Here is an 18513-nt window from a genome sequence, read left to right as displayed (position 1 = left end):
GACGAGCACGGTGGGCGACCGCGCGCGCGACCTTGTCACCCGCACCGGTCTGCCCGTGCTGCTGCTGGCCGACCTCACCGACGAGCCGACCCTGACCGCCGCCACCGGCGGCCACCCCCGCCTGTACCTCTCCACCACCACCCTGTACGGCGGCGGCCTGCGCGCCGAGGTCCACGCTCCCGGCGGCCCCAACCCCGCGCGGCTCGTGGCCGCCGCCCTGCCCGGAGCACCGAAGACCACCACCGCCTACCTCGCCACCCCCGGGGAGATGACACGGGCCGTGGAACGCCGCCACGACGGCCTACTCGCCCGCGCCGCGGTCTGGCACGGCTGGACCCTCCTGCACCTCACCGAAGAAGGACGCTCCCGCCTGCCCGCCCTGCGCCTGATTGGCGCCGACTCCCTGCCGACCGGCCGCCCCGGCCACCCCGCCGCCACCCGTTCCTGACCGACCGCGAAGTGAACCGCCCGTGACCGACTTCCGCTACCGCAACGACGCGCACCTCGAACCGGCTGACCTCGGCCGCTACGCCGCCCTGGTCGAAGCCGCTGCCCCGTACGTGACGGACCTGTCCGCCTTCCCGCTGCCCGCCCGCGTCGTCGTACGCGCCGTGACCCCCGATCTGTACGTCGACCGGCAGGCCGAGCACAACGCGTACCTGACCCGCCTCGCCATCGCCGGCCTGCCCGCCGACACCGACGCGGTGAAGCTCGCGCCCGCGCTGGCCGACGAAGCCCGCGCCGCCGCCCGCACGGCCGCCCGACACCTCTACCCGCTCTGCCGGGCGGCGGTCATCATCCACGACGCGGCACAGCCCGAGCTGACCATCATCCCCGAGGTCTACGACCAGCACCTGCACCCCACCAGCCGCCAGCTCATCACCGTCTTCGCCAACCAGCTGACCGCGCTGGCGCAGTACGCCTGCTACCCCGAACTGGCCTGGGCCCAACTCAGGTGCGCCGCACTGGACAGCACACTGCCACCCCACCGACGACGCAGGCCAGCCGCCCTGGTCCCCGGGTACGGCCAGCACGTCGAACGTCTCGTCGCCACGGCCCTGTGCGGACACGCCGTGACCGGGCCCCTGCCCGACGAGCCGCGGCCCAGCGACCTCTACACCCAGCTGCGCGCCGACCCTGCCAACCCGGCGAACGCCCGGCAGGTCGACCAGGGGGAGCGGTTCGCAGCAGCCCTCGTCCGCGCCGGCGGGAACCCGCTGCTGCGCCTGGCGCTGGGACGCGAGGCCCTGTACCCGACCGCCACCGACCTGAGGGACCCGACGCAGTGGCTCACCCGCCACAAGGAGGCCGTCACGGAGGCCGCCACCGAGGACGACAGCGCCCGTCCCTGAGGCGCGGCCCGGCACCACGGGTGCCATGGACGCGCCCCCTGACACCCGCAGACCGCCATCTTCGGCGACGACGCGCGCACCCTGACCGGCGCCCTGACCTCGGCGCCGCCGCAGCCTGGTTCCCGCGGCAAGCCCTCTCCGACAACCCCGAACTGGAGGCCCTCACCGTGACCACCCGACTCCTCCTTCGCCGCGGCATGTCCGGGACACTGGAACGCCGCCCCCGGCCCACCGGCCGGATCCTGCGCATCGGCGGCCCCGCGCAGGCCGTGGCCACCCTCGGGCCGGAGGGCACCGACGCGGAGGCCGAAGCCCGACGGCACTTCGGGAACGTCGTCCTCGCACCGTCCTTCGAGCTGGCCGTGCAGACCGCGATCACCGAGGGCTGCCACGCGATGGTCGCGGCCGGCTACGCCGAGCGGCACCGACCGGGCAACGAGGTCTCCGACCTCTGGGTGGACCTCCACTTCCGCCACCTCGGCAAGATCGAGATCGTCCGGGTGTGGGAGTCGCCGACCAAGCGGATGTGCCTGGCCGTCGCGCCCTCGGTGCAGCGGCCCCGCACCCTGGCACTCCACCCGGCGACCAAGGCGTTCGCCGACCGCTATCTCCCGGGAGCCGACCACCGCTACGTCGACGCCAAGCCTCTGGCCGTGCGCCAGGTCGTCGAGGGCTGCGTCGAAGGCTGCATCGGCTCGGTCGACGTCGTCCAACAGGCCGGACTTGTCGTCCTGCACGAGTTCCAGCCCACGATGGTCTGGTGCCTCTACCGCCCCGTCAACCACCACGTACCGGTCGAACGGGGCAAACGCGACTAACCATGCCAATCGCTGCTAGGCTGCGCGCGCCGTTCCCAACTCCAGGGCACGGAAAGCGACTTGGGAGAAAACATGACCAAGGTTCTCATCGCCGGTGGCGCCGGATTCATCGGTTCCACCGTCGCCAGCACCTGCCTGGACGAAGGCATCGAACCCGTCATCCTGGATGACCTGTCCACCGGGCGGCCCGAGTTCGTCACCGGCCGAACCTTCTACCGGGGCGACATCGCCGACGGCGGCTTGGTCGACCGGATCTTCCGCGACCACCCCGACATCGAGGCCACCATCGGCTGCGCCGCCCGCATCGTCGTCCCCGAGTCGGTCGCCGACCCGATCGGCTACTACGACACCAACGTCACCAAGGGCCTGGCCCTGGTCAACCACCTGCTGCGCAACGGCTGCCACCGGCTGGTGTTCTCCGGGTCGGCCGCGATCTACGACTCCGGCCAGGCCATCACCGAAGACGCCCCCCTCCGGCCGCTGTCCCCGTACGCCCGCACCAAGGCCGCCTTCGAAGGCGCGTTGGAGGACATCACCGGCGGATCCCCGCTGCGCGTCATCACCCTGCGCTACTTCAACCCGATCGGCGCCGACCCCAAGCTACGCACCGGGCTTCAGACCACCAGGCCCACCCACGCCCTCGGCGTCATGATCGACCGCTACCTCGCCGGCGAACCGTACCCGGTCACCGGCACGAACTGGCCCACCCGCGACGGCTCCGGCATCCGCGACTACGTCCACATCCAGGACCTGGCCCGGGCCCACATCGCGGCGGTGCGCCGCTTCGACACCGTCGTACCGGAGAGCGGCCCGCGTTACCTGCCCATCAACCTTGGCTCCGGCAACGGCACCACCGTCTTCGAGCTCATCCGCGCGTTCGAGGACGTCACCGGCAAACCGCTCTCCCACCACCTCGCCGACCCGCGGCCCGGTGACATCGCGGGCGCTTACCCCGCCATCGACCGTGCCCGCACCCTGCTGGGCTGGACCCCCGAGTACAGCCTCCAGGAAGGCATCGCCGCCGCCCTCGCCTGGATCGAGATCCGCCCCACCATCCTCAAGGACGAGTGATGACACCTGCCTCACATGCGCCCCGGCCGGCGACGACGATCGTCGTCGCCGGCTACGGGGCACTGACCTCGGGCATCCTGCCCCACCTCGCAGCCCTGCCCGACACCCGGGTGGCCCTCGCCAGCCGCCACCTCACCCAAGCACCCCACCCTGCGATCCCCCTCGTCAACCCGGCCCAAGTCGTCGCCGCCCGTCCCGACCTGATCATCGGCTGCTTCGAGACCGACGGTCGCCAACACGCCTTCTGGACCCACGAGCACGTCACCGCCGCGGTCACCGAGCACCACCCGGCGTGCCTGGACCTGTCCACCATCAGCCCCGAGCGCGCCGAACAGTGGCATCAGGAGATCGCCGCCCTCGGCGGCATCCCCTGGGAGTGCCCTGTGACCGGCTCCCGCCCTGGCGCCCGGGCTGGCACCCTGTCCGCGTTCCTCCACGCCCCCGCCGCTCACGACGCCGCGGACCGCGCACTGGCGGCCTTCACCCGCCACCGCTACACCTTCGCCCGTCCCGGAAACCCGGCGCGCTTCAAGCTGATCTTCAACGCCTGGGGAGCCGCGCTCCTCCACGCCGCAGGGGAGTTCGCACGGCAGCTGCCACGCCACCTCGGTGCCGACTACGCCGAGGCCGCGCGCATCGTCACCACCGACGGCTGGATGGCCACCCTCGCAGCCCAGAAACTCCCCCGGATCCAAGCCGGCGCCTACGAGGACCCGGACTTCGCCATCCGCCACATGATCAAGGACCTCGACTACGCCCGAACCCTGCTGGGCGACCTGCCGCTGCTCACCGCCGCGCTGGAGGCCTTCACCGAGGCCGAGAAGCGCCACGGCCCCCACGCCGACTTCACCGCCGTCGCCGACACCCGAGGAACGCCGTGAACTCCCACGACCTGCCCCACCTCCTGCGCCAGCTGGCCCGCGAGTTCCACGCCACCCCCGGCATGTCCGTCGCGCTATCTGGCTCCCTTGCCCGAGGCGACCACCGCACCGGGCGCAGTGGACGCGTTACCTCCGACCTCGACCTGGTGCCCGTCGTCGCCACTGCGGCCGATGCCCCGGCCGCCCGCGCGGTGCTGCAGCCGGTTCTCCAGCGCATCGCCGACGCCTTCCAGATCGAGGCGACGGCTGCCGTCACCACCCTCGCGGCGTTCCAGGCGGCCGGCCACGCGCACTACCGGACCAGCATGCGGCCCGAGTGGCTGTGCGACGGCCTCGGACTCGGTCCCGTGGCCTTCGATCCGCCCGGTCCTGACGTCGGCAGCGCGCACACGGCACTGGCCTGGGCGCTCCAGCCCGTCTCCTACTATCTGGCCAAGGCCACCCTTCAGGAGCCGAGGATCAACCTGGTGAAGGCCCGCAACGCCGTCGCCCGCATGGCGCCGTCCTTCGATCTGCCCCGACTTCCCGGGGACCTTGACGACCTGCCGCGCCTCCTGCGTGACCTCGTCGACGAGCACGACATCACCCCCCTCGGCTCCACCCTCCTCTACCTCGACGCGCCCACCCACCTCACCATCGCCGACACCGTCCGCGACGCCGTCTTCACCGAGAACCAGGGCCTGCCCTGTGCGGACTCGGCCGTCGTTGCGCGACCGACCCTCTCGCATTGACTGGCTCAGGTCCGCCACGTCGCCGGATGCCTCCAGCTCGTCGTCCGACAAGGGCCGCTGACGCCGTTCGGGGCCGAGCTGGACGGCGCTTCCCCCGCACTCATGGCGCTGACCAGTCACATGTCCGTGACGAGGCGGAGCAGAAGCTGGTCTTGGCGAGTTGGCTGATGCGCCGCCTCGGCATCGTCGAGGCAACCAGACAGCAGCGGCAGGGAGGTCCGCCACGCCGCAGCAGAAAGGGTCGCCGATGGCCGCTTACTGTCCCCATAGGTAACTGTCCGAAACGGGCTTCAGGCAGCACCGTCCGGTAGGTGGGCCGAGGCCTCGCGGCCGGGCATTGTGCCGGGTTAAGGGAGCCGAGGTGTTCCTGCTGCCCCGAACTGGTGAACCAGCCCTGAAACGCCTCCAGCGCCTTCGTGAGTCCGGTAGAGATGGAGGCGTGACAGAGATAGGCCACCCATGGATGGTGGACGCGAAGTGGCGTGGGATCGACGTGGTGCGGGCCTACGTGACGAGGGACCGGGCTCAGGTCGCAGCGTGCCTTGAAGGCCTGGACACGGGCCGGCTGGAGTTCGTACTCGCCCTGCTGGTCTTGTCTTACGACGATCTGCTCGGCGATCTCGGGGAGCCGCCCATGAACGTACGAGACCTCGATCAGGTGGCGGCCCTGGCGCCACCGGAGTCCGAGTTCGCGACGACAGCCGCCGTACGCCGGGTTGCCGCTCGGGAGGTCGGCTTCGCCAAAGCGATGGCCAGCCTATGTTTCCTGGATCGCATCCACATGATCGCGGTCTGCACCACGGTCATGCTGCTGGACGCCCACGGGTACGCGGGCGCCCTGGCCTACCTCGATGAAGAGGCGGCTACTTGCGAGCGGAAGGGCTACCCCAGGCCTTCCACGCTCACCTGACCGCGTCCGCCCGGCAGGCGGGATCAGCCGTCGTCGCCGAGGCCGAGTTCGGCCCACCACGGCTGGTCGGGCTGCTGCTCCCACTCGCGGACGCCATCGTGGTGGATGAGCGGACCGGTGCCGTCGGCGCGTTCACGGTGCCCGGGCAGGCGCACGCAACGGCCGGCACCCGGGCCGCCGCGGGGGCTGGTCGGGTCTTCGTGGCCGCACACCGGCCATGTGCCGGCTGCTGCGCAAGGGGCGCTGCTGCTCATGGCGCCGATGCTAGCTGTGCGCGCCGTGTTGGCCGGTTTGGGGTTCAGGCCTGGAGGTCCTTGCCGAGGAGGTGGTCGAAGACCATGCTCCACCAGGTGTCGTCGGCGGCGAAGGCCTGGGGGTCCTTGCGGAAGAGATAGTCGCGGAGTGTGCGGGTGTAGTGGTCGGCGTCTTCGTCGCTCTTGCCGTGGAGGTGCTCGTAGCGCAGGCCGATGCGGTACAGGAAATCGGTGAACTGCGCGAGCGTGGTGTTGACGATCTCGGCGGCGGGCTGCTCTCCGAGCTGGAGCAGGATGACGTAGCCGTCCTCCAGGTCGAGGCAGAATCGGCCGTCGACGGCGGCGGGGGGGCCGCCGAGGCACAGCACGTTGACGACTGCGTCGCCGGTGTCGATCGGGACCAGGGTGAACGCACGGGGTTCGCCGGTGACGTCGATCGTGAAAAGGGCGTCGAGGTGGGCGGGCAGGCCGACGTCTGCGAGGGCGTCGACGTCGGCGTCCGGCAGGTTGTTCCGGACGGCTTCCTCGCGGGGGAGCGTGATCACCCCTTGGGGGCTGAACAGCTTCGCGAGTTCTGCGTGCGTGGCCACGGTGCTCCTCGGGCGGTCAGGTGGTTCAGGCAGAGGTTACGCGGCGAGGCCGCTGAGTCGCAGCAGCTGGTACCAGTGGCTGTTGTCCAGGTCGTCGGGGTCGAGGCCGGCGAGGTCTTGGAAGCGGGGGGAGGCTACCCAGGTCTGGAAGAACTCGTCGATGCTGCCCGCGATCTGTTCCAGGCGGCAGCCGGTGTACCAGAGGGAGCCGTCGTCGGGGATTCGCCAAACGGTCCCGTCCCGGTCGACGAGCAGCGGGTTCTCGCGGGCCAGGCCGAAGAAGAAGAACCGAGACGCGTCCTCCAAGGAGGATCCGTCGGGCAGTTCGGCGTCCTCCAGGCCTTCAGGGAACTGCCGGTCCATGATTTCGCTGGCTTCGAACAGCCTCGTGGAGTGGTCGAGGTAGAGGCCGTCGGACGCGCGGAGCAGCTCGGCGACGCCGTGGGGGGTCTCCTGGGGGATGGCGTGGGCGTCGGCGCCGGCGGGGATGGAGGGGTCCCACAGTTCCAGGTCTGTCTGGTGCTCGGCGAGGACGTTGCGCAGTAGCGCCGTCGTGCTGGCGATGTCCGTCATTTCCATTTCACTTTTATCTTGATCGGTGTTCCGTCGGGGACAGGTCTGATGGTTTGCCAGAGCTGTTTAGTTCCGACGTCGAAGTTGGTCTCTTTTTCGAGCATTCTAAGGTTTTCCCAGTGATCCCGTCCACCCGCTTGCAGGTCGATCACGTGATCAGGCTGCATCTTGTGGGCGACATCGGCGGCCTTCTGGGCGAGTTCGGGATTATCCTTATTGTTCTTGTGGATGAGGTGAATCAGGGCGCCCTTGTACTGCTTTGTGATTTCAGTGTCCCGCATCACCTTTGAGGTGGCCCGGTAGGTCTCGCCTCTTCGGCTGGCTCCGGCGAGGCTCTGGGCTTTCCACGCGAACGCGGACCGGTCCATCGCCGGCTTCCACTGGATCGGCACCGTGACCGGGGGCTTGGACGGATCCGGCCCCTGGGCCCTGCTGGAGTCCGCTCTGAGCGCCGCCACCTGGGCTTCTGATCGGTTGTGAATGTTGGCCAGCATAGTGGCGAGCCGCTTGTCGTTCTGGTGGTGGTTCCTCGACGTGTGCTCCAGGCCCTGCTGGACAACCCGAAGATGCTGATGAAGGTCTTTCTCGGCTTTCCGGATGACATTCATGATCTGTTCCGCGGCGTTAGCTGCGGCGTTTGCCAGCGGGTCTTTTCCCCGGACCTTCTTCAGCTTGTTCGTGACGCGGTGGGTGTGTCCACCGGCTGTGGTCTCAAGGTGGTCCGCGTGTGCGCCCATGCGCTGCGCGAGTTGCGCGGTCTCCTCGTGGTTATGCCGGATGTCCGTCATGCCCGCCCCCTGTCACTGCCGCGCCGAGATCAGTGTTCTTGGCGCCCTCGGCGCCTGAGCTGGCCACAGATTTCCAATTCACGCCGTCCTGGGCGCCGGCGGAAATACTGACAGCTTGAATCGCGAGATCTGCCGCCATGCCCGTGAGGGCGTTCATGATCGGAGCCTTCGCGACCTCCATGAGCTGGGCCACGATCTGCTCCTCCGCCTCCTTGAGGAGCTTCTTCACCGCGATCCGGGTGACCTGCGTCGCGCCCAGGGCGCCGAACTCCGACAGGCCAAGGGTGAGCGGCGCTGCTGCCTGAGCGGCGATCACCTCACCGGAGAGGATGCCCAACTGCACGATCGCGGCGCCCTTCGCGCCGGCGATCACGAGGGCGACACCGTCAAGGGCGGTGGCCAGCATCCGTGCACCCTCGGCGAGGTTATGCAGGTGCTTGCCGTTGAGCTTGTTCCAGTGCGCCTCGAACGCCTTGGTGGCGGGCCCGATGTTCTCGGCGAGCATCCGTTGGACGGCGACGACTGTACCGGCGCGGCCGTTGTCGACTTCGGTGGCGAAGGTGCGCAGACCGGTCGCCATCTCGTTGAAGTCGTCCTCGTCCACGTTCGGCCAGTGGACGCCGATAAGGTCAAGGAGCCAGGCCAGCTCGTCAGGAAGAACTACGCCCATCTGATCGCCCCCGTGCGTTGCTGGGCCCTGACCCCGGGCCGCACCGCAGTACTGTCTGTGGCAGTTACGCGAACGGAAGGCTACCAGCCTGCCGTCGGCAAGCGAACAGTACGGGAGGGCACTTCGCCCGGCCCCGTGGGGAGGGCGGCGGTCCGCCGGCAGTGTCCGCCGCGGTTCCTAGGCTCGGATCATGACCACCCCCACCACAGATCCCGGCACCGCCATGCCCGATTCCGGCGGCGTCGCCGCCATCGTCGAGCGGCTGCTCCTGACGGAGAAGATTCGGATCGGCTCGACCGGCCCGCAGATCTTCGACCCGAACACCGGCCAGTACGTGCCGGGCCCCGACGTCGTGAAGTACGAGGGCCCCGGCCTGCACCGTGCCTCCGGCGGGCCGGGGATCGTGCTGCGCCTGGAAGGCCAGCCGTACAAGGATGACGGCGACGGCCGCTACCTGTTGTTCAGCTCGTTGTCTGCGCCGGTCGCCTCCGAGGGCGACACCGTGACGATCGTGGAGAGCACGGACCCGGGCGCCGTCGGCCGGGTGTTCAAGGTGCTGGACCCGGGGGAGTCCGGCGGCCTGTCGGTGGTCCGCCGGACCTGGATGCGCATCGAGAAGGCCGGAGGCGTGGCGGCGTGAGCACCCCCGTGGCCCTCGACGTCGTCCGCCACACCATGGAGACCACCGTCATGGTCGACACTGTGCGGATCAGTAGGCCGACCGGTACCCCCGTCCTGGACATCGACACCGGGCTGGTGGGGCCCACTCCGACGACCATGGTCTGGGAAGGCGCCGGCGCGGTGCTGTCCGCGCACGGCCTTGCCGCGGTCGAGCACCTCGTCGGCGGCCGGTGGCTGGAGGACAACGCCTCCTGGTACGGGCTCGTCATCCCGCTGTCCGCGCCGCTGCCGCAGCGCGGCGACCTGGTGACCGTCGTCGCCGCGAAGTCGCCGGAGGCCGGCACCGTCGGTCGGACCTGGCAGGCCCTCGACCCCGGGGAGGCCAGCACCGTGGAGGTCGCCCGGACCACCCGCCTCGACGAGGTCGTAGCGCCGTAGAGCCTGGCACGCAGACTGGCGCCGAACGGTGCGTCAGCCTGCGCGCTAGCCTCGCGCTTTCACGAAGCCGGCTGTCCGACGGGTGGTCAGGAATTCAGAAAGTGCCTCTGACCAGTAAGAATGAGGATTGTTGAGGTCCTTGTTCCTGCCACTGTCGGAAGCACTTCCCAGGTGAGTCAGCGCAGCGGGTCGTACCCGCGTGTCCGGGTCTCGGGTGGTGCCGGGGTGGTCTCTCAGGCGGGTGGCCGTGCCAGGTTGCGTGGGGAGTCGTGGGGATTCGGGGACGTCGGCGGGTGAGAGCCGATGGAGTGCCCCGCCTAGGAACCTTGCAGGGCAGGCTAGTTGGCGCACTCTTGCGGCTTTACGCCCATCAAGGCGCGCGGCCCTGGCCGCTCGCCGACGCTCTTGTCTTCGCCCCGCACCGGCGGGCGGCAGAGATGGTCGTGGGCCCAGAACCCCACCCGACCGCTCGCCACCCTCGGCATCACGTGATCAAACCGGACAGAACCCCTGAACGACGCCGCCCTGCCGCTACCCCCGTCGCGGACCCCGTTCGGCAACTGCGACAGAGCGTCCAGAGCACGCCGGATGGTGTCGGGGTCCTCCAACTGGCCGATCTGGACGGACTTCCGCTCCAGCCAGGCCAGGGCTTCCCTGATTTCCTCGGGCTGTTCCGGTTGGTGTTCCGAGAAGTTGAACGCCCAGCAGGACAACGCCCGGCGGAGCACGCGGCGATCGGGAGCGCCCCGATGGTCGGTCACGAGCGCGGGGGTGATGGTGGCGAGCGCGTCAGCACGTGCCGCTCGGCTCTTCGCCGATGAACCCTTCCACTTCACCTCCGCGAACTTCACCGCATGCTCGAACCAGGTTCCCTCGGTCTTCTTCCGCAGCTCGGACGCCGGCAGACCGGACTCCGTGTCGAACTGCTCACCGTTCTTGATTGCGGTCATCAACTCCGCGCGCCGACCGCCCCGTGGCCTGATCCGTGGTGTGCCCGTGAGCATCGCTCTCGGCATTTCGGACATCGGCGAGCACAGTCAGCGCATCGACGAATTTCTTAATTCTTTGGATTGCAGGCAGGCCAGGAAGCTGGCCCTGTCCGGAGGAGCGCGGCCATCCGGCATTGACTTTGAAACGGCCCTACCCCTGGGTGGCCGAGCGGGCACGGATATCGAATTCCACTGCATCCCTGAGCTGGGGCGTCGTAAGGGCCACTAGAACTCATGAGAACCGATGGACCGTCACGAAGGAATCGAGGTTAGAGATAGGGGCCCAGCATCAGGTACGGAACGAATCCCCACACATGAATCAGTGAATCGGATTCAGCCAAGGGGCCGCGTTCGGCGTCGACCGAAGCGGAGAGCGACACCTGAATGAAGTACCAGTGGCCAGCCGTGGCCGGGAAAGTTGTCTCGGCGACGACCCACTCGTTCTCTCTGTGGTCACCGTGAGATTCGAACCAGCCCACGCCGTCGTCCCAACTCGGCCCCACGGGGGACGTCGGAAGGAATTGCTTGACGGTGTCGTCCCAGATCATGAATACGGTCGAGAAATGACTGTGCGCCACAAAGCCCATCGCATCCTGATGCCAGTCTCGGTTGAACCAGATATTAGTCGTGAGCTGCAAGGCGAAGTCGTTGACGGGAGTGAAGAACCATGATCCCATGGTCAGGGCAGCCGAGGTTGAAAGTCCGATTCCATTCAAAGACATCTCAAACTGTCCGTCATGGGCGGTGACGAACGAGTGGGACCCGGTGTTGATAAACTGGCCATCGTATGGCGGCGTTTTCACGGCAGAGTTAGTATTTCCGTCGAACTGCGCTTCGAGTGCCGGAAGGTATTCCGGGGTGGAGGTTATGGTCTTAGCCTTGGTCTCGATCCGGCTTCTTTGGTCGGCGCGAATAGGGCCTGAAGCATCCTTCAGGCCCGGGACCTCCAGCAAGCGGTCCGCGACGGGACGCAAGAGCTCGGCATCGCGCTTGAACTGTGTCTGCCGGCGGCTGGCGTCAGCCTGGAGGCGATCCAGGGCCGCTGTGCAGACGGTCTCGGCAGCCCCGGGTTCAGGCAAGGACGCTGCGAGCGACGCCTCAAGTTGCATGACTTCGTCAATGCCGTAGGCGCGACTGTTGGACAGTGTTGACATTTGAATTGCACCTCGCTTGGAACGGTTCTGCAGACCGGCAGCCGGGTGCTTGACTACGTGGAGTTCGCGAAGTTGCAGTCAGGTATCAGCCTGGATGCTTTAGCCAGGCCGGGACGCACCCACGCCGTGTCAGCAAGCGTTGTGTCAATCATCGGCACCATTCCTCTTCAGCATCTCAGGCAGTGCGCAATAGCGCCTGCGGGGCGAGCGCCGACGGCAGTCTGATTGTGCTGTGCGGTTGGCGCTCGGTGCTTGCGCTCCTGCAGTCGCGGACCGTGCATTGCTAGGCGCAGACTGGGATTGGTGGGCGGTGTTGCCGCCGCAGTACACCACTGTTGGCGTGCTGGAGGGGATGCACGAAGCGGACTGTCCGACGGGTGGTCAGGAAAGTAGAAAGTGCCTCTGACCAGCAAGAATGAGAATTGTCGAGGTCCTTGTTCCTGCCACTGTCGGAGGCACTTCCCAGGTGAGTCACCATAGCGGGTCGTACCCGCGTGTCCGGGTCTCGGGTGGCGGTAACGGGGTGGTCTCCCAGGCCGGCGGGGTCTTGCTGGTGGAGACGATCCGCAGGTCCGGACTCGATACCGCGGTATCCGAGGCGCTCGAGCCATGGCGCAAGCCCCGGGCGGTGCACGATCCGGGCAAGGTCCTGCTGGATGTCGCGCTTGCAGTGGCCCTGGGCGGCGACTGCCTGGCCGATGTCGGCGTGCTGCGGGCCGAGCCCGGCGTGTTCGGGCCGGTCGCCTCCGATCCGACCGTCTCGCGGCTCGTCGACGCGCTGGCCTCGGCCGGTCCCCGTGCGCTCGCGGCGATCCGACGGGCGCGGGCCGATGTCCGCGAACGGGTGTGGAAGCTGGCCGGGCAGGCGGCCCCGGACGCGGACGGGCAGGTGGTCGTAGACATCGACGGGGTGCTCGTCATCGCGCACTCCGACAAGGAGGCAGCGGCCGCGACCTGGAAGAAAACCTACGGCCATCACCCGCTCATGGCGTTCGTCGACCACGGGGCGGCGGGGTCCGGGGAGCCGGTGGCGGGTCTGCTGCGGCGAGGGAACGCGGGCAGCAATACCGCTGCCGACCACATCGAGGCCGCCCGGCTCGCGCTGGGCCAGCTGCCGAAGAAGTACCGGCGCGGACGGCACACCCTCGTCCGCACGGACTCCGGCGGCGGCACCCACGAGTTCGTGAACTGGCTCGCCGCACGCGGGCGATGGCTGTCCTACTCCGTCGGCATGACCATCACCGACGCCGTCCACCAGGCCGTGTTGCTGGTGCCGGCCACGGCCTGGACGCCGGCGGTCGAACCCGACGGGCAGGTCCGCGACGGCGCCTGGGTCGCCGAACTCGCCGGCGACGCCCTGGGCGGCTGGCCGGCAGGGATGCGGCTGATCGTGCGCAAGGAACGACCGCACCCGGGAGCGCAGTTGCGGTTCACCGACGCCGACGGGATGCGGCTGACCTGCTTCGCCACCAACACCACCGGCACCCCGATCGCCGCCCTGGAGCTTCGGCACCGCCGGCGGGCCCGGGCCGAGGACCGGATCCGCGCCGCCAGGGCTACCGGTCTGCGCAACCTCCCCCTTCATGACGCCGCGCAGAACCGGGTCTGGCTGGAGATCGTCCAGCTCGCGCTCGACCTGCTGGCCTGGATGCCGATGCTCGCCCTGACCGGCGATCCACGACGCTGGGAACCCAAGCGGCTACGGCTGCGGCTGTTCTCAGCCGCCGCCCAGCTCGTCACCACCGGCCGCAGCCGCTACCTCCGCCTCGCCCGCCACTGGCCCTGGACCGACGTGATCATCACCGCGTTCGAGCGCCTGCAGGCCCTGCCGAACCCCGGCTGACCAGCGGTAACCCCATCCCGACGACCAGCCCCACCACCCGGAGCCGTGGAACCCGGCGCTCACCCGGCGCGACAGTCGGGCAATCCGCATGCCCACCACCAGCCTCACAAACCGAAACGGCCCGCCGGCGAACCGACGGACCGTCACGAAAGATCGAGGCTAGTCGGTCGTTGCACCGCCGCCAGCCCCTCGACTGTGGACGGTCTCCGGCGACTTCACCAAGGTCGACGGAATGCCCGATTTGCCGCTCAATTCATGAAGGAGCTCTTCGCTCGCCTTCTTTTTACGCTCCTGCTGTTCCCATCGGTGAAATTCAATCTGCTCTTCAGTGAGACTGTGCTTCACATCCAAGTCGGCTGCGAGTGAGCAAACGCGGTCGAAGTTGCCGTCCGGATACTCTTCCCGCCGGTAGCTCGGCCGGTGGATAATTCTCATGATCTTGTGCATGGCTGCCTCTATGTGGACGGCATTGAACAGCGGATTTGAAATCCACGCATCGACGAGCCCATGGCCGTTGCAATGGTATTCATTCAAATGAGTGGCAATGCGGTCCCGGACGTTGCTCGCTCTTCCGACTTTGACTCGCCCGTGTGTCCCTGCCACGGAGAGGACGTAGATCCGGCTCCCAATGCCCTCGACGGGATCCCGGGTCCGAGCCCATGCGCGTGCGAGGACAGCCCTCTCCACCGCGGATGCCACCGCTGGAAGCGAGTGCGGCGAGAGCCTCCCGGCGCGGAGAAGCTGCAAGTACTCGATGCGCTGCCTCTCAAGCTCCAGTGAGAGCGGTGGTAATTGGCTCATGACCTGATTCTCTCCGGTTTACCGCCCTGTGTCTGGCGGATCGCAGGAATCAAGCGGAGGGATGTCCGCGGTCTCGCCGAGACCCCGCGCCGCGATCCGGCAAGTCTCCTTGGAGGCGGCCCCGGCCTGTATCCTGGCGACTACTTCAATGTCACAAATGGGGTGAGAGCTAGCTTACCGACCTGGCCGCCAGTTGGCCGGGGGAGCGGCAGGCTCTTGAAGCGTGGTCGGGGACGTTTTATTGAACTCTGCGGCCGAGGGGCGATCGGAAGGGGCAAAGGCGTCCTGGAGTCTGCGCCTGAGCGCCGCCCGGTGGTCCTGCTGGGCGGCGACTGCTGCAGCGTGTTCGGCTTCCGGGGGCGCGAGTGTGGGCGTCGTGGTTGAGGCTGAAGCTCGCAGGCCCAGTCCGCACTGGTCCTTCGACTGAAGAATTACTGCTGGTGACGGGTCTTCGGGCCACGCCATGAGGAGGTAGTCCTCGACAGGCTCCTCGCGGACTTGGTCGAATGCCGTGTCGCGGCCTCGGGCGCATACCCGCATCCGGTACCAGCCGGGGCCGGATGAGCTGAGGGTAGGGAGACCGGGGATCGGCCCGTCGGCAGGGGAGTCCACTCGTAGGTTGCCTTGTGGAGAGAAGACGCTGGCCTCAACGATCTCTGACCAGGCATCGTTCATGCCGGTTGGTAGTTGCGGTCGGGCGTTGTGCGTTGATGCCTGGACTCGGACTGGCCCGGTGTCGATCCCGGTGCAGATCCGTGCGCCAGCGGACATCTGGATGATCAAGCCGGTGGAGTAGTCCGATGTGTCTACTGGGATCCAACCGTTGTCCGACACGTTGATCGAGTGGTCGACCGCTCGGACGCGAAACCAGTCCATCGACATCGCAACTCCCGTCATGACGTAGTGCTTTCAGCCTACGTGCTTTTGATGGGTGTGGCGGATGGATCAGATCAGGGGCTGTCCGCGGCGCGTTCCAGCTGTGCCGCGGACAGCCTCACAGCGGTAGTCAGCTCGTGACTATGACCCGGTAAGGATCAAAGTCGAGAACACGCTCCGAGCGGTAGAACTGTGACATGGTCCCGCCCTGGGAGTTGTTCTCAGTTGCAGGGATCATGCAGACGCTGACGCCTACGAGGCCTGTCTCGGCAGGGAGGTTGAAGTTGCATCCGTCGAAGGTCCGGCGGGTCCCCCCGGCGCTCAGCCCCTCGTAGGTTGAGGCGAGTGGATACTCGTCGCAGCTGTACCCCGTGATGCTGGGCGCATCACCGCAGGCCAGGTCCCGGTTGGTGTTGATTATTGTTTCGCTGGTGGTGCGGTGCAGGGGGTTGTCGAAGGTGGCGCCGGGCAGGCCGGACGTCTGGGCTTGCTCGACGTGGCTGGCCAGCGACGGGGTAGCCGAGCGGCTGTAGAACACGGGTGAGGCGTACCACGGCACGACGCACCCAACACGGGGGTTTCCCGCGGTCGCGTTGTCGCACCGGAAGTCGCCGTTGTGGTAGGTCGTTGTGGTGTCGTTGTATCCGGCGTTGCGTGCGGTGACCTGCCATGATGTTGTGCAGTGGCCGATAGCGCCGGGGGCGACAGCGACGGTCTCGAAGAATGCTTCTCCGAGCCGGGTGGTCTGAACCGGCGAGATGCCCTGTGCCGGGAATTCGTATTTCTTGGTGGTGCACATGTCGTTGGCGTAGGCCAGGCCCTCGATGGTGCCGTTGAGAGCGTCGCCCCAGCCGGCGGCGGCCCCGATCTGGATTTGGTGACCCCAGTAGTCGAGTCCGGTGTCAGAGAATTGGTAGTTGGTTGTCACGAGATAGGCCTCGCCGGTTTTCGTGACCGTACCGTTGATTTCCCTGGAGGTGGTGTAGGTCAGGCTGGCAATCTCGCATACCTCGGTGCGAGTCGCGAGGCGCCCATTGAAGGCGTTCTTGGTGCACCATTCAGGGATAGGTGTGCCGCCTGCCGCCAGGGCCTTCGAAGCTATAGCGTCGATCGACGGCAAGTGATCCGGGCTGGTCGGGGTGAGGCAGGCCGACGTTCTCCCTTCAGTAGGGGCTGCGCAGGCTTCCGGCGCTACGGCGGCGAAGGCCTGGGTGGGCCCAGGTACCGGCTGGTATCCGTGACGGACCGGCTTCAGGACCGGTGCAGTTTGCACTTCCCCTTTTTCCTGCTGTGCAGCCGAGGTGCCCACTCCAATGGTGCAAAGGGCAGCGAGCGTGGTGATCGTCGTGATCACGCGACGCAGAATCATGGTTCACCCCCCAGAGCGGCGCTATAGACGGTCGCGCCCAGTGCGGACAGATCCGCCGCTCTCGGGGACGACCGTAGGCAGACGATGGGGTCGGCGGCGCATAGACGGTCTGTACCTGGCTGGATGTTGCTCAAATTGCCTCCGAAAAGCACCTCTTGCGCTCATTCTGGTGAATCTTTCACTCCGGTTTACGGGGGAGCCCGAGAAGGCCAGCCAGTGGCGGGCGCGGTGTCCATCGCGGCTTCTACGATCAAGTCCATGACTCCCATCAACCTTCCTGAGCAGCCGTATCTCCACATCAAGGCCACGGGCCCGACCGCCCGTTTGGAGATCGACGGTCACGACATCGCGGACCAGGTTCGCTCGTACGAGCTGCGGCACATTGCCGGGCAGCTGCCGGAGCTCCAGCTGCTGCTGCGCCCGACCGCCGTGCCCGAGTGGGAGGGCACGGCGCGCGTCGTCGTCGGCGAGGCCCCGGACGCGGGCCCCTCGGCGGCCGTGTTCCTGCGCGCCCTCGATCCGGTGGAGACCGAGCGTGCTGTCCTCGCGCGGCACGACCTGCTCGACGGCGGTCCGCACGAGTTCACCCGCGCGCTGCTCGCCCAACTCACCGAGTGGGCTCTCGGAGTGCGGCAGTTCGGCGAGCACGAGGCGGTGAATGGCTGATGGCCCAGGTAGCCAGCAACGCTGGTGCGTTGGCCGCGCAGCTGGAGTCGCGGGCCGCCGTCGCTTTGCCTGCGGCGACTGCGGTGGTGCGGCATCACGCGATGATTCTGGAGACCGCGATCCGCGCCGGCGCGTCGGGGCGCCCGGGCCCGGGAGTTCAGACCGGCGACTACCGGCGCTCCTGGACGACGGAGGTCCACGCCACCCCCACCGGCGTGGAAGCCGTCGTCGGAACCGCCCGCCCGCAGGGCCCGCGTCTGGAGTACGGCTTCTCCGGGGCGGACAGCCTCGGCCGGGTGTACCACCAGCCACCGCTTCCGCACGTTGGCCCAGCTGTGCAGCGTGTCGAGCCGCTGTTCCTCGCCTCGATGGCGCGGGTCGCGCAGGCGGTGGTGTCGGGATGAACCGGCCGCTGACCGACGACATCCACCGGGCCGTGGCCGGGGTGCTGCGGGCGCAGGGCGCCGGGCTGCTGTCCCGGGCGGTGTTCCTGTTGGAGGTCGTGAACGAGGAGTCGGGGGAGCTGGGCTTGTATCTGGAGACGTCGCCGGTGGACATGCCGGTGTGGGACCGGGCCGGGATGCTGCGCTACGCCGACCTCGACCTGGCCGGGCAGATCACGGCGTGCCGGCTGGGCGACGACGCGGGAGAAGACGAAGAGGAGGACGAGTAGATGCCGGTTCAGGGACGAGTGGTGTCGACGGCGCTGCGGGACGCGATAGCCGCGGCGACCGGCCGTAGCTGCGGGTACGGGGCGGCGCCGACGGCGGCCGACAAGCCGACGGGCAACGCGATCCCGTACACGGTGCTGTATCCGCTGGGCGGGACCGCATCCGGGCCGCCGTTCGGCGACCAGGCCGGTGACGGCAGGCTCCTGTACCAGGTGACCTCGGTCGCGACGACCGGCGAGCAGGCGGAGTGGATGGCCGACAAGGTCCGGACGGCGGTCCTGGGCGCGAGCCCGAAGGGCGGCTTCGCGACGCCCATCGCCCCGGCCGGGCACGCCGTCATCGGCCGGGAGATCGACAAGGAGGACGGGCAGTCCGTCGCCAACGGCGTATACAGTTACATCTCGCGGTTCCTGCTGCACGTGACGACACCTGACAGCTGAACCCGCC

General features: G+C 68.0%; 24 protein-coding genes. 15 read left to right on the top strand and 9 right to left on the bottom strand.

The annotated features are described in order from the left end of the window. Positions 1–10 precede the first annotated feature (10 nt). From ACZ5GH_RS11300 to ACZ5GH_RS11270, 7 genes are all read left to right on the top strand, one after another. A complete protein-coding gene (locus ACZ5GH_RS11300; RefSeq protein ID WP_464334149.1) occupies positions 11–448 on the top strand; it encodes a hypothetical protein in 438 nt (145 codons plus the stop codon). Positions 449–470: 22 nt separating this feature from the next. Next, the gene (locus ACZ5GH_RS11295; RefSeq protein WP_464334148.1) at positions 471–1352 is read left to right on the top strand and encodes a hypothetical protein; all 882 of its coding nucleotides are present in this window, start codon (positions 471–473) and stop codon (positions 1350–1352) included. Between the two features lie 167 nt (positions 1353–1519). Further along, entirely contained in the window at positions 1520–2170 is a 651-nt protein-coding gene (locus tag ACZ5GH_RS11290; RefSeq protein ID WP_464334147.1) for a hypothetical protein, read from the top strand. Between the two features lie 72 nt (positions 2171–2242). Next, entirely contained in the window at positions 2243–3241 is a 999-nt protein-coding gene (gene galE / locus ACZ5GH_RS11285; RefSeq protein ID WP_464334146.1) for a UDP-glucose 4-epimerase GalE, read from the top strand. Next, positions 3241–4122 (top strand): NAD-binding protein, encoded by an 882-nt coding sequence (locus ACZ5GH_RS11280; RefSeq protein WP_464334145.1) that lies wholly within the window; start codon positions 3241–3243, stop codon positions 4120–4122. Before galE ends, ACZ5GH_RS11280 begins: the two co-directional genes overlap by 1 nt. Further along, on the top strand, positions 4119–4853 hold the full coding sequence (locus ACZ5GH_RS11275; RefSeq protein WP_464334144.1) for a hypothetical protein: 735 nt from the start codon (positions 4119–4121) through the stop codon (positions 4851–4853). Before ACZ5GH_RS11280 ends, ACZ5GH_RS11275 begins: the two co-directional genes overlap by 4 nt. A 463-nt stretch (positions 4854–5316) precedes the next feature. Further along, positions 5317–5763: a hypothetical protein gene (locus ACZ5GH_RS11270; protein ID WP_464334143.1), complete on the top strand. Its 447-nt coding sequence runs from the start codon at positions 5317–5319 to the stop codon at positions 5761–5763. Between the two features lie 23 nt (positions 5764–5786). Here ACZ5GH_RS11270 and ACZ5GH_RS11265 read toward each other — a convergent pair whose 3' ends face one another. From ACZ5GH_RS11265 to ACZ5GH_RS11245, 5 genes are read right to left on the bottom strand one after another with little or no spacing between them, the layout of a single operon-like run. Next, positions 5787–6017, bottom strand: a complete 231-nt coding sequence (locus ACZ5GH_RS11265; RefSeq protein ID WP_464334142.1) for a hypothetical protein — start codon at positions 6015–6017, stop codon at positions 5787–5789. Positions 6018–6061: 44 nt separating this feature from the next. Further along, positions 6062–6607, bottom strand: a complete 546-nt coding sequence (locus tag ACZ5GH_RS11260) for an SUKH-4 family immunity protein (RefSeq protein WP_464334141.1) — start codon at positions 6605–6607, stop codon at positions 6062–6064. A gap of 36 nt (positions 6608–6643) precedes the next feature. Then, the gene (locus ACZ5GH_RS11255; protein WP_464334140.1) at positions 6644–7186 is read right to left on the bottom strand and encodes a hypothetical protein; all 543 of its coding nucleotides are present in this window, start codon (positions 7184–7186) and stop codon (positions 6644–6646) included. After that, positions 7177–7968: a hypothetical protein gene (locus tag ACZ5GH_RS11250; protein WP_464334139.1), complete on the bottom strand. Its 792-nt coding sequence runs from the start codon at positions 7966–7968 to the stop codon at positions 7177–7179. The genes ACZ5GH_RS11255 and ACZ5GH_RS11250 overlap by 10 nt, the downstream gene beginning before the upstream one ends. Beyond that, positions 7949–8638 carry a WXG100-like domain-containing protein gene (locus ACZ5GH_RS11245; RefSeq protein ID WP_464334138.1) on the bottom strand — a complete coding sequence of 230 codons (690 nt, stop codon included), beginning with the start codon at positions 8636–8638 and terminating at the stop codon, positions 7949–7951. Before ACZ5GH_RS11245 ends, ACZ5GH_RS11250 begins: the two co-directional genes overlap by 20 nt. 190 nt (positions 8639–8828) lie before the next feature. Here ACZ5GH_RS11245 and ACZ5GH_RS11240 point away from each other — a divergent pair, with 190 nt between their 5' ends. Continuing rightward, positions 8829–9278: a DUF6093 family protein gene (locus ACZ5GH_RS11240; RefSeq protein ID WP_464334137.1), complete on the top strand. Its 450-nt coding sequence runs from the start codon at positions 8829–8831 to the stop codon at positions 9276–9278. Further along, positions 9275–9697, top strand: a complete 423-nt coding sequence (locus tag ACZ5GH_RS11235; protein WP_464334136.1) for a DUF6093 family protein — start codon at positions 9275–9277, stop codon at positions 9695–9697. Before ACZ5GH_RS11240 ends, ACZ5GH_RS11235 begins: the two co-directional genes overlap by 4 nt. A gap of 338 nt (positions 9698–10035) precedes the next feature. Here the strand turns inward: ACZ5GH_RS11235 and ACZ5GH_RS11230 are convergent, their stop codons facing one another. Further along, a complete protein-coding gene (locus tag ACZ5GH_RS11230) occupies positions 10036–10647 on the bottom strand; it encodes a hypothetical protein (RefSeq protein ID WP_464334135.1) in 612 nt (203 codons plus the stop codon). Positions 10648–10693: 46 nt separating this feature from the next. Here ACZ5GH_RS11230 and ACZ5GH_RS11225 point away from each other — a divergent pair, with 46 nt between their 5' ends. Continuing rightward, positions 10694–10915, top strand: a complete 222-nt coding sequence (locus tag ACZ5GH_RS11225) for a hypothetical protein (protein WP_464334134.1) — start codon at positions 10694–10696, stop codon at positions 10913–10915. A gap of 40 nt (positions 10916–10955) precedes the next feature. Here ACZ5GH_RS11225 and ACZ5GH_RS11220 read toward each other — a convergent pair whose 3' ends face one another. After that, on the bottom strand, positions 10956–11840 hold the full coding sequence (locus tag ACZ5GH_RS11220) for a hypothetical protein (RefSeq protein ID WP_464334133.1): 885 nt from the start codon (positions 11838–11840) through the stop codon (positions 10956–10958). Positions 11841–12306: 466 nt separating this feature from the next. Here ACZ5GH_RS11220 and ACZ5GH_RS11215 point away from each other — a divergent pair, with 466 nt between their 5' ends. Beyond that, on the top strand, positions 12307–13683 hold the full coding sequence (locus ACZ5GH_RS11215) for an IS1380 family transposase (RefSeq protein WP_464334132.1): 1377 nt from the start codon (positions 12307–12309) through the stop codon (positions 13681–13683). A 159-nt stretch (positions 13684–13842) separates the two neighbouring features. Here the strand turns inward: ACZ5GH_RS11215 and ACZ5GH_RS11210 are convergent, their stop codons facing one another. After that, positions 13843–14484 (bottom strand): GIY-YIG nuclease family protein, encoded by a 642-nt coding sequence (locus ACZ5GH_RS11210; protein ID WP_464334131.1) that lies wholly within the window; start codon positions 14482–14484, stop codon positions 13843–13845. A 1006-nt stretch (positions 14485–15490) separates the two neighbouring features. Then, entirely contained in the window at positions 15491–16714 is a 1224-nt protein-coding gene (locus tag ACZ5GH_RS11205; RefSeq protein WP_464334130.1) for a NucA/NucB deoxyribonuclease domain-containing protein, read from the bottom strand. 273 nt (positions 16715–16987) lie between these two features. Between ACZ5GH_RS11205 and ACZ5GH_RS11200 the strand changes: the two genes are divergently transcribed. The 4 genes from ACZ5GH_RS11200 to ACZ5GH_RS11185 are packed head-to-tail and all read left to right on the top strand — an operon-like array spanning position 16988 to position 18506. Continuing rightward, the gene (locus ACZ5GH_RS11200) at positions 16988–17395 is read left to right on the top strand and encodes a hypothetical protein (protein ID WP_464334129.1); all 408 of its coding nucleotides are present in this window, start codon (positions 16988–16990) and stop codon (positions 17393–17395) included. A 29-nt stretch (positions 17396–17424) separates the two neighbouring features. Continuing rightward, positions 17425–17799 (top strand): hypothetical protein, encoded by a 375-nt coding sequence (locus ACZ5GH_RS11195; RefSeq protein WP_464334128.1) that lies wholly within the window; start codon positions 17425–17427, stop codon positions 17797–17799. Further along, positions 17796–18068, top strand: coding sequence for a hypothetical protein (locus ACZ5GH_RS11190; RefSeq protein ID WP_464334127.1), 273 nt, complete (start codon positions 17796–17798; stop codon positions 18066–18068). The genes ACZ5GH_RS11195 and ACZ5GH_RS11190 overlap by 4 nt, the downstream gene beginning before the upstream one ends. Continuing rightward, positions 18069–18506 (top strand): hypothetical protein, encoded by a 438-nt coding sequence (locus ACZ5GH_RS11185; protein ID WP_464334126.1) that lies wholly within the window; start codon positions 18069–18071, stop codon positions 18504–18506. It begins immediately after the preceding gene. The last annotated feature ends 7 nt before the right edge of the window (positions 18507–18513 follow it).

The sequence above is a fragment of the Kitasatospora sp. Xyl93 genome (genome assembly GCF_055383135.1).
Note: the sequence above shows the minus strand (reverse complement) of the source record. Positions and strands in the feature narration are given on the sequence as shown.

Bases quoted from the DNA above. Each gene is read 5' to 3' on its own strand.
- ACZ5GH_RS11270 (WP_464334143.1), top strand. From the start codon at position 5,317: ATGGTGGACGCGAAGTGGCGTGGGATCGACGTGGTGCGGGCCTACGTG.
- ACZ5GH_RS11265 (WP_464334142.1), bottom strand. From the start codon at position 6,017: ATGAGCAGCAGCGCCCCTTGCGCAGCAGCCGGCACATGGCCGGTGTGC.
- ACZ5GH_RS11245 (WP_464334138.1), bottom strand. From the start codon at position 8,638: ATGGGCGTAGTTCTTCCTGACGAGCTGGCCTGGCTCCTTGACCTTATC.
- ACZ5GH_RS11210 (WP_464334131.1), bottom strand. From the start codon at position 14,484: ATGAGCCAATTACCACCGCTCTCACTGGAGCTTGAGAGGCAGCGCATC.
- ACZ5GH_RS11240 (WP_464334137.1), top strand. From the start codon at position 8,829: ATGACCACCCCCACCACAGATCCCGGCACCGCCATGCCCGATTCCGGC.
- ACZ5GH_RS11190 (WP_464334127.1), top strand. From the start codon at position 17,796: ATGAACCGGCCGCTGACCGACGACATCCACCGGGCCGTGGCCGGGGTG.
- ACZ5GH_RS11280 (WP_464334145.1), top strand. From the start codon at position 3,241: ATGACACCTGCCTCACATGCGCCCCGGCCGGCGACGACGATCGTCGTC.
- ACZ5GH_RS11255 (WP_464334140.1), bottom strand. From the start codon at position 7,186: ATGGAAATGACGGACATCGCCAGCACGACGGCGCTACTGCGCAACGTC.
- ACZ5GH_RS11220 (WP_464334133.1), bottom strand. From the start codon at position 11,840: ATGTCAACACTGTCCAACAGTCGCGCCTACGGCATTGACGAAGTCATG.
- ACZ5GH_RS11230 (WP_464334135.1), bottom strand. From the start codon at position 10,647: ATGACCGCAATCAAGAACGGTGAGCAGTTCGACACGGAGTCCGGTCTG.
- galE (WP_464334146.1), top strand. From the start codon at position 2,243: ATGACCAAGGTTCTCATCGCCGGTGGCGCCGGATTCATCGGTTCCACC.
- ACZ5GH_RS11200 (WP_464334129.1), top strand. From the start codon at position 16,988: ATGACTCCCATCAACCTTCCTGAGCAGCCGTATCTCCACATCAAGGCC.
- ACZ5GH_RS11185 (WP_464334126.1), top strand. From the start codon at position 18,069: ATGCCGGTTCAGGGACGAGTGGTGTCGACGGCGCTGCGGGACGCGATA.
- ACZ5GH_RS11250 (WP_464334139.1), bottom strand. From the start codon at position 7,968: ATGACGGACATCCGGCATAACCACGAGGAGACCGCGCAACTCGCGCAG.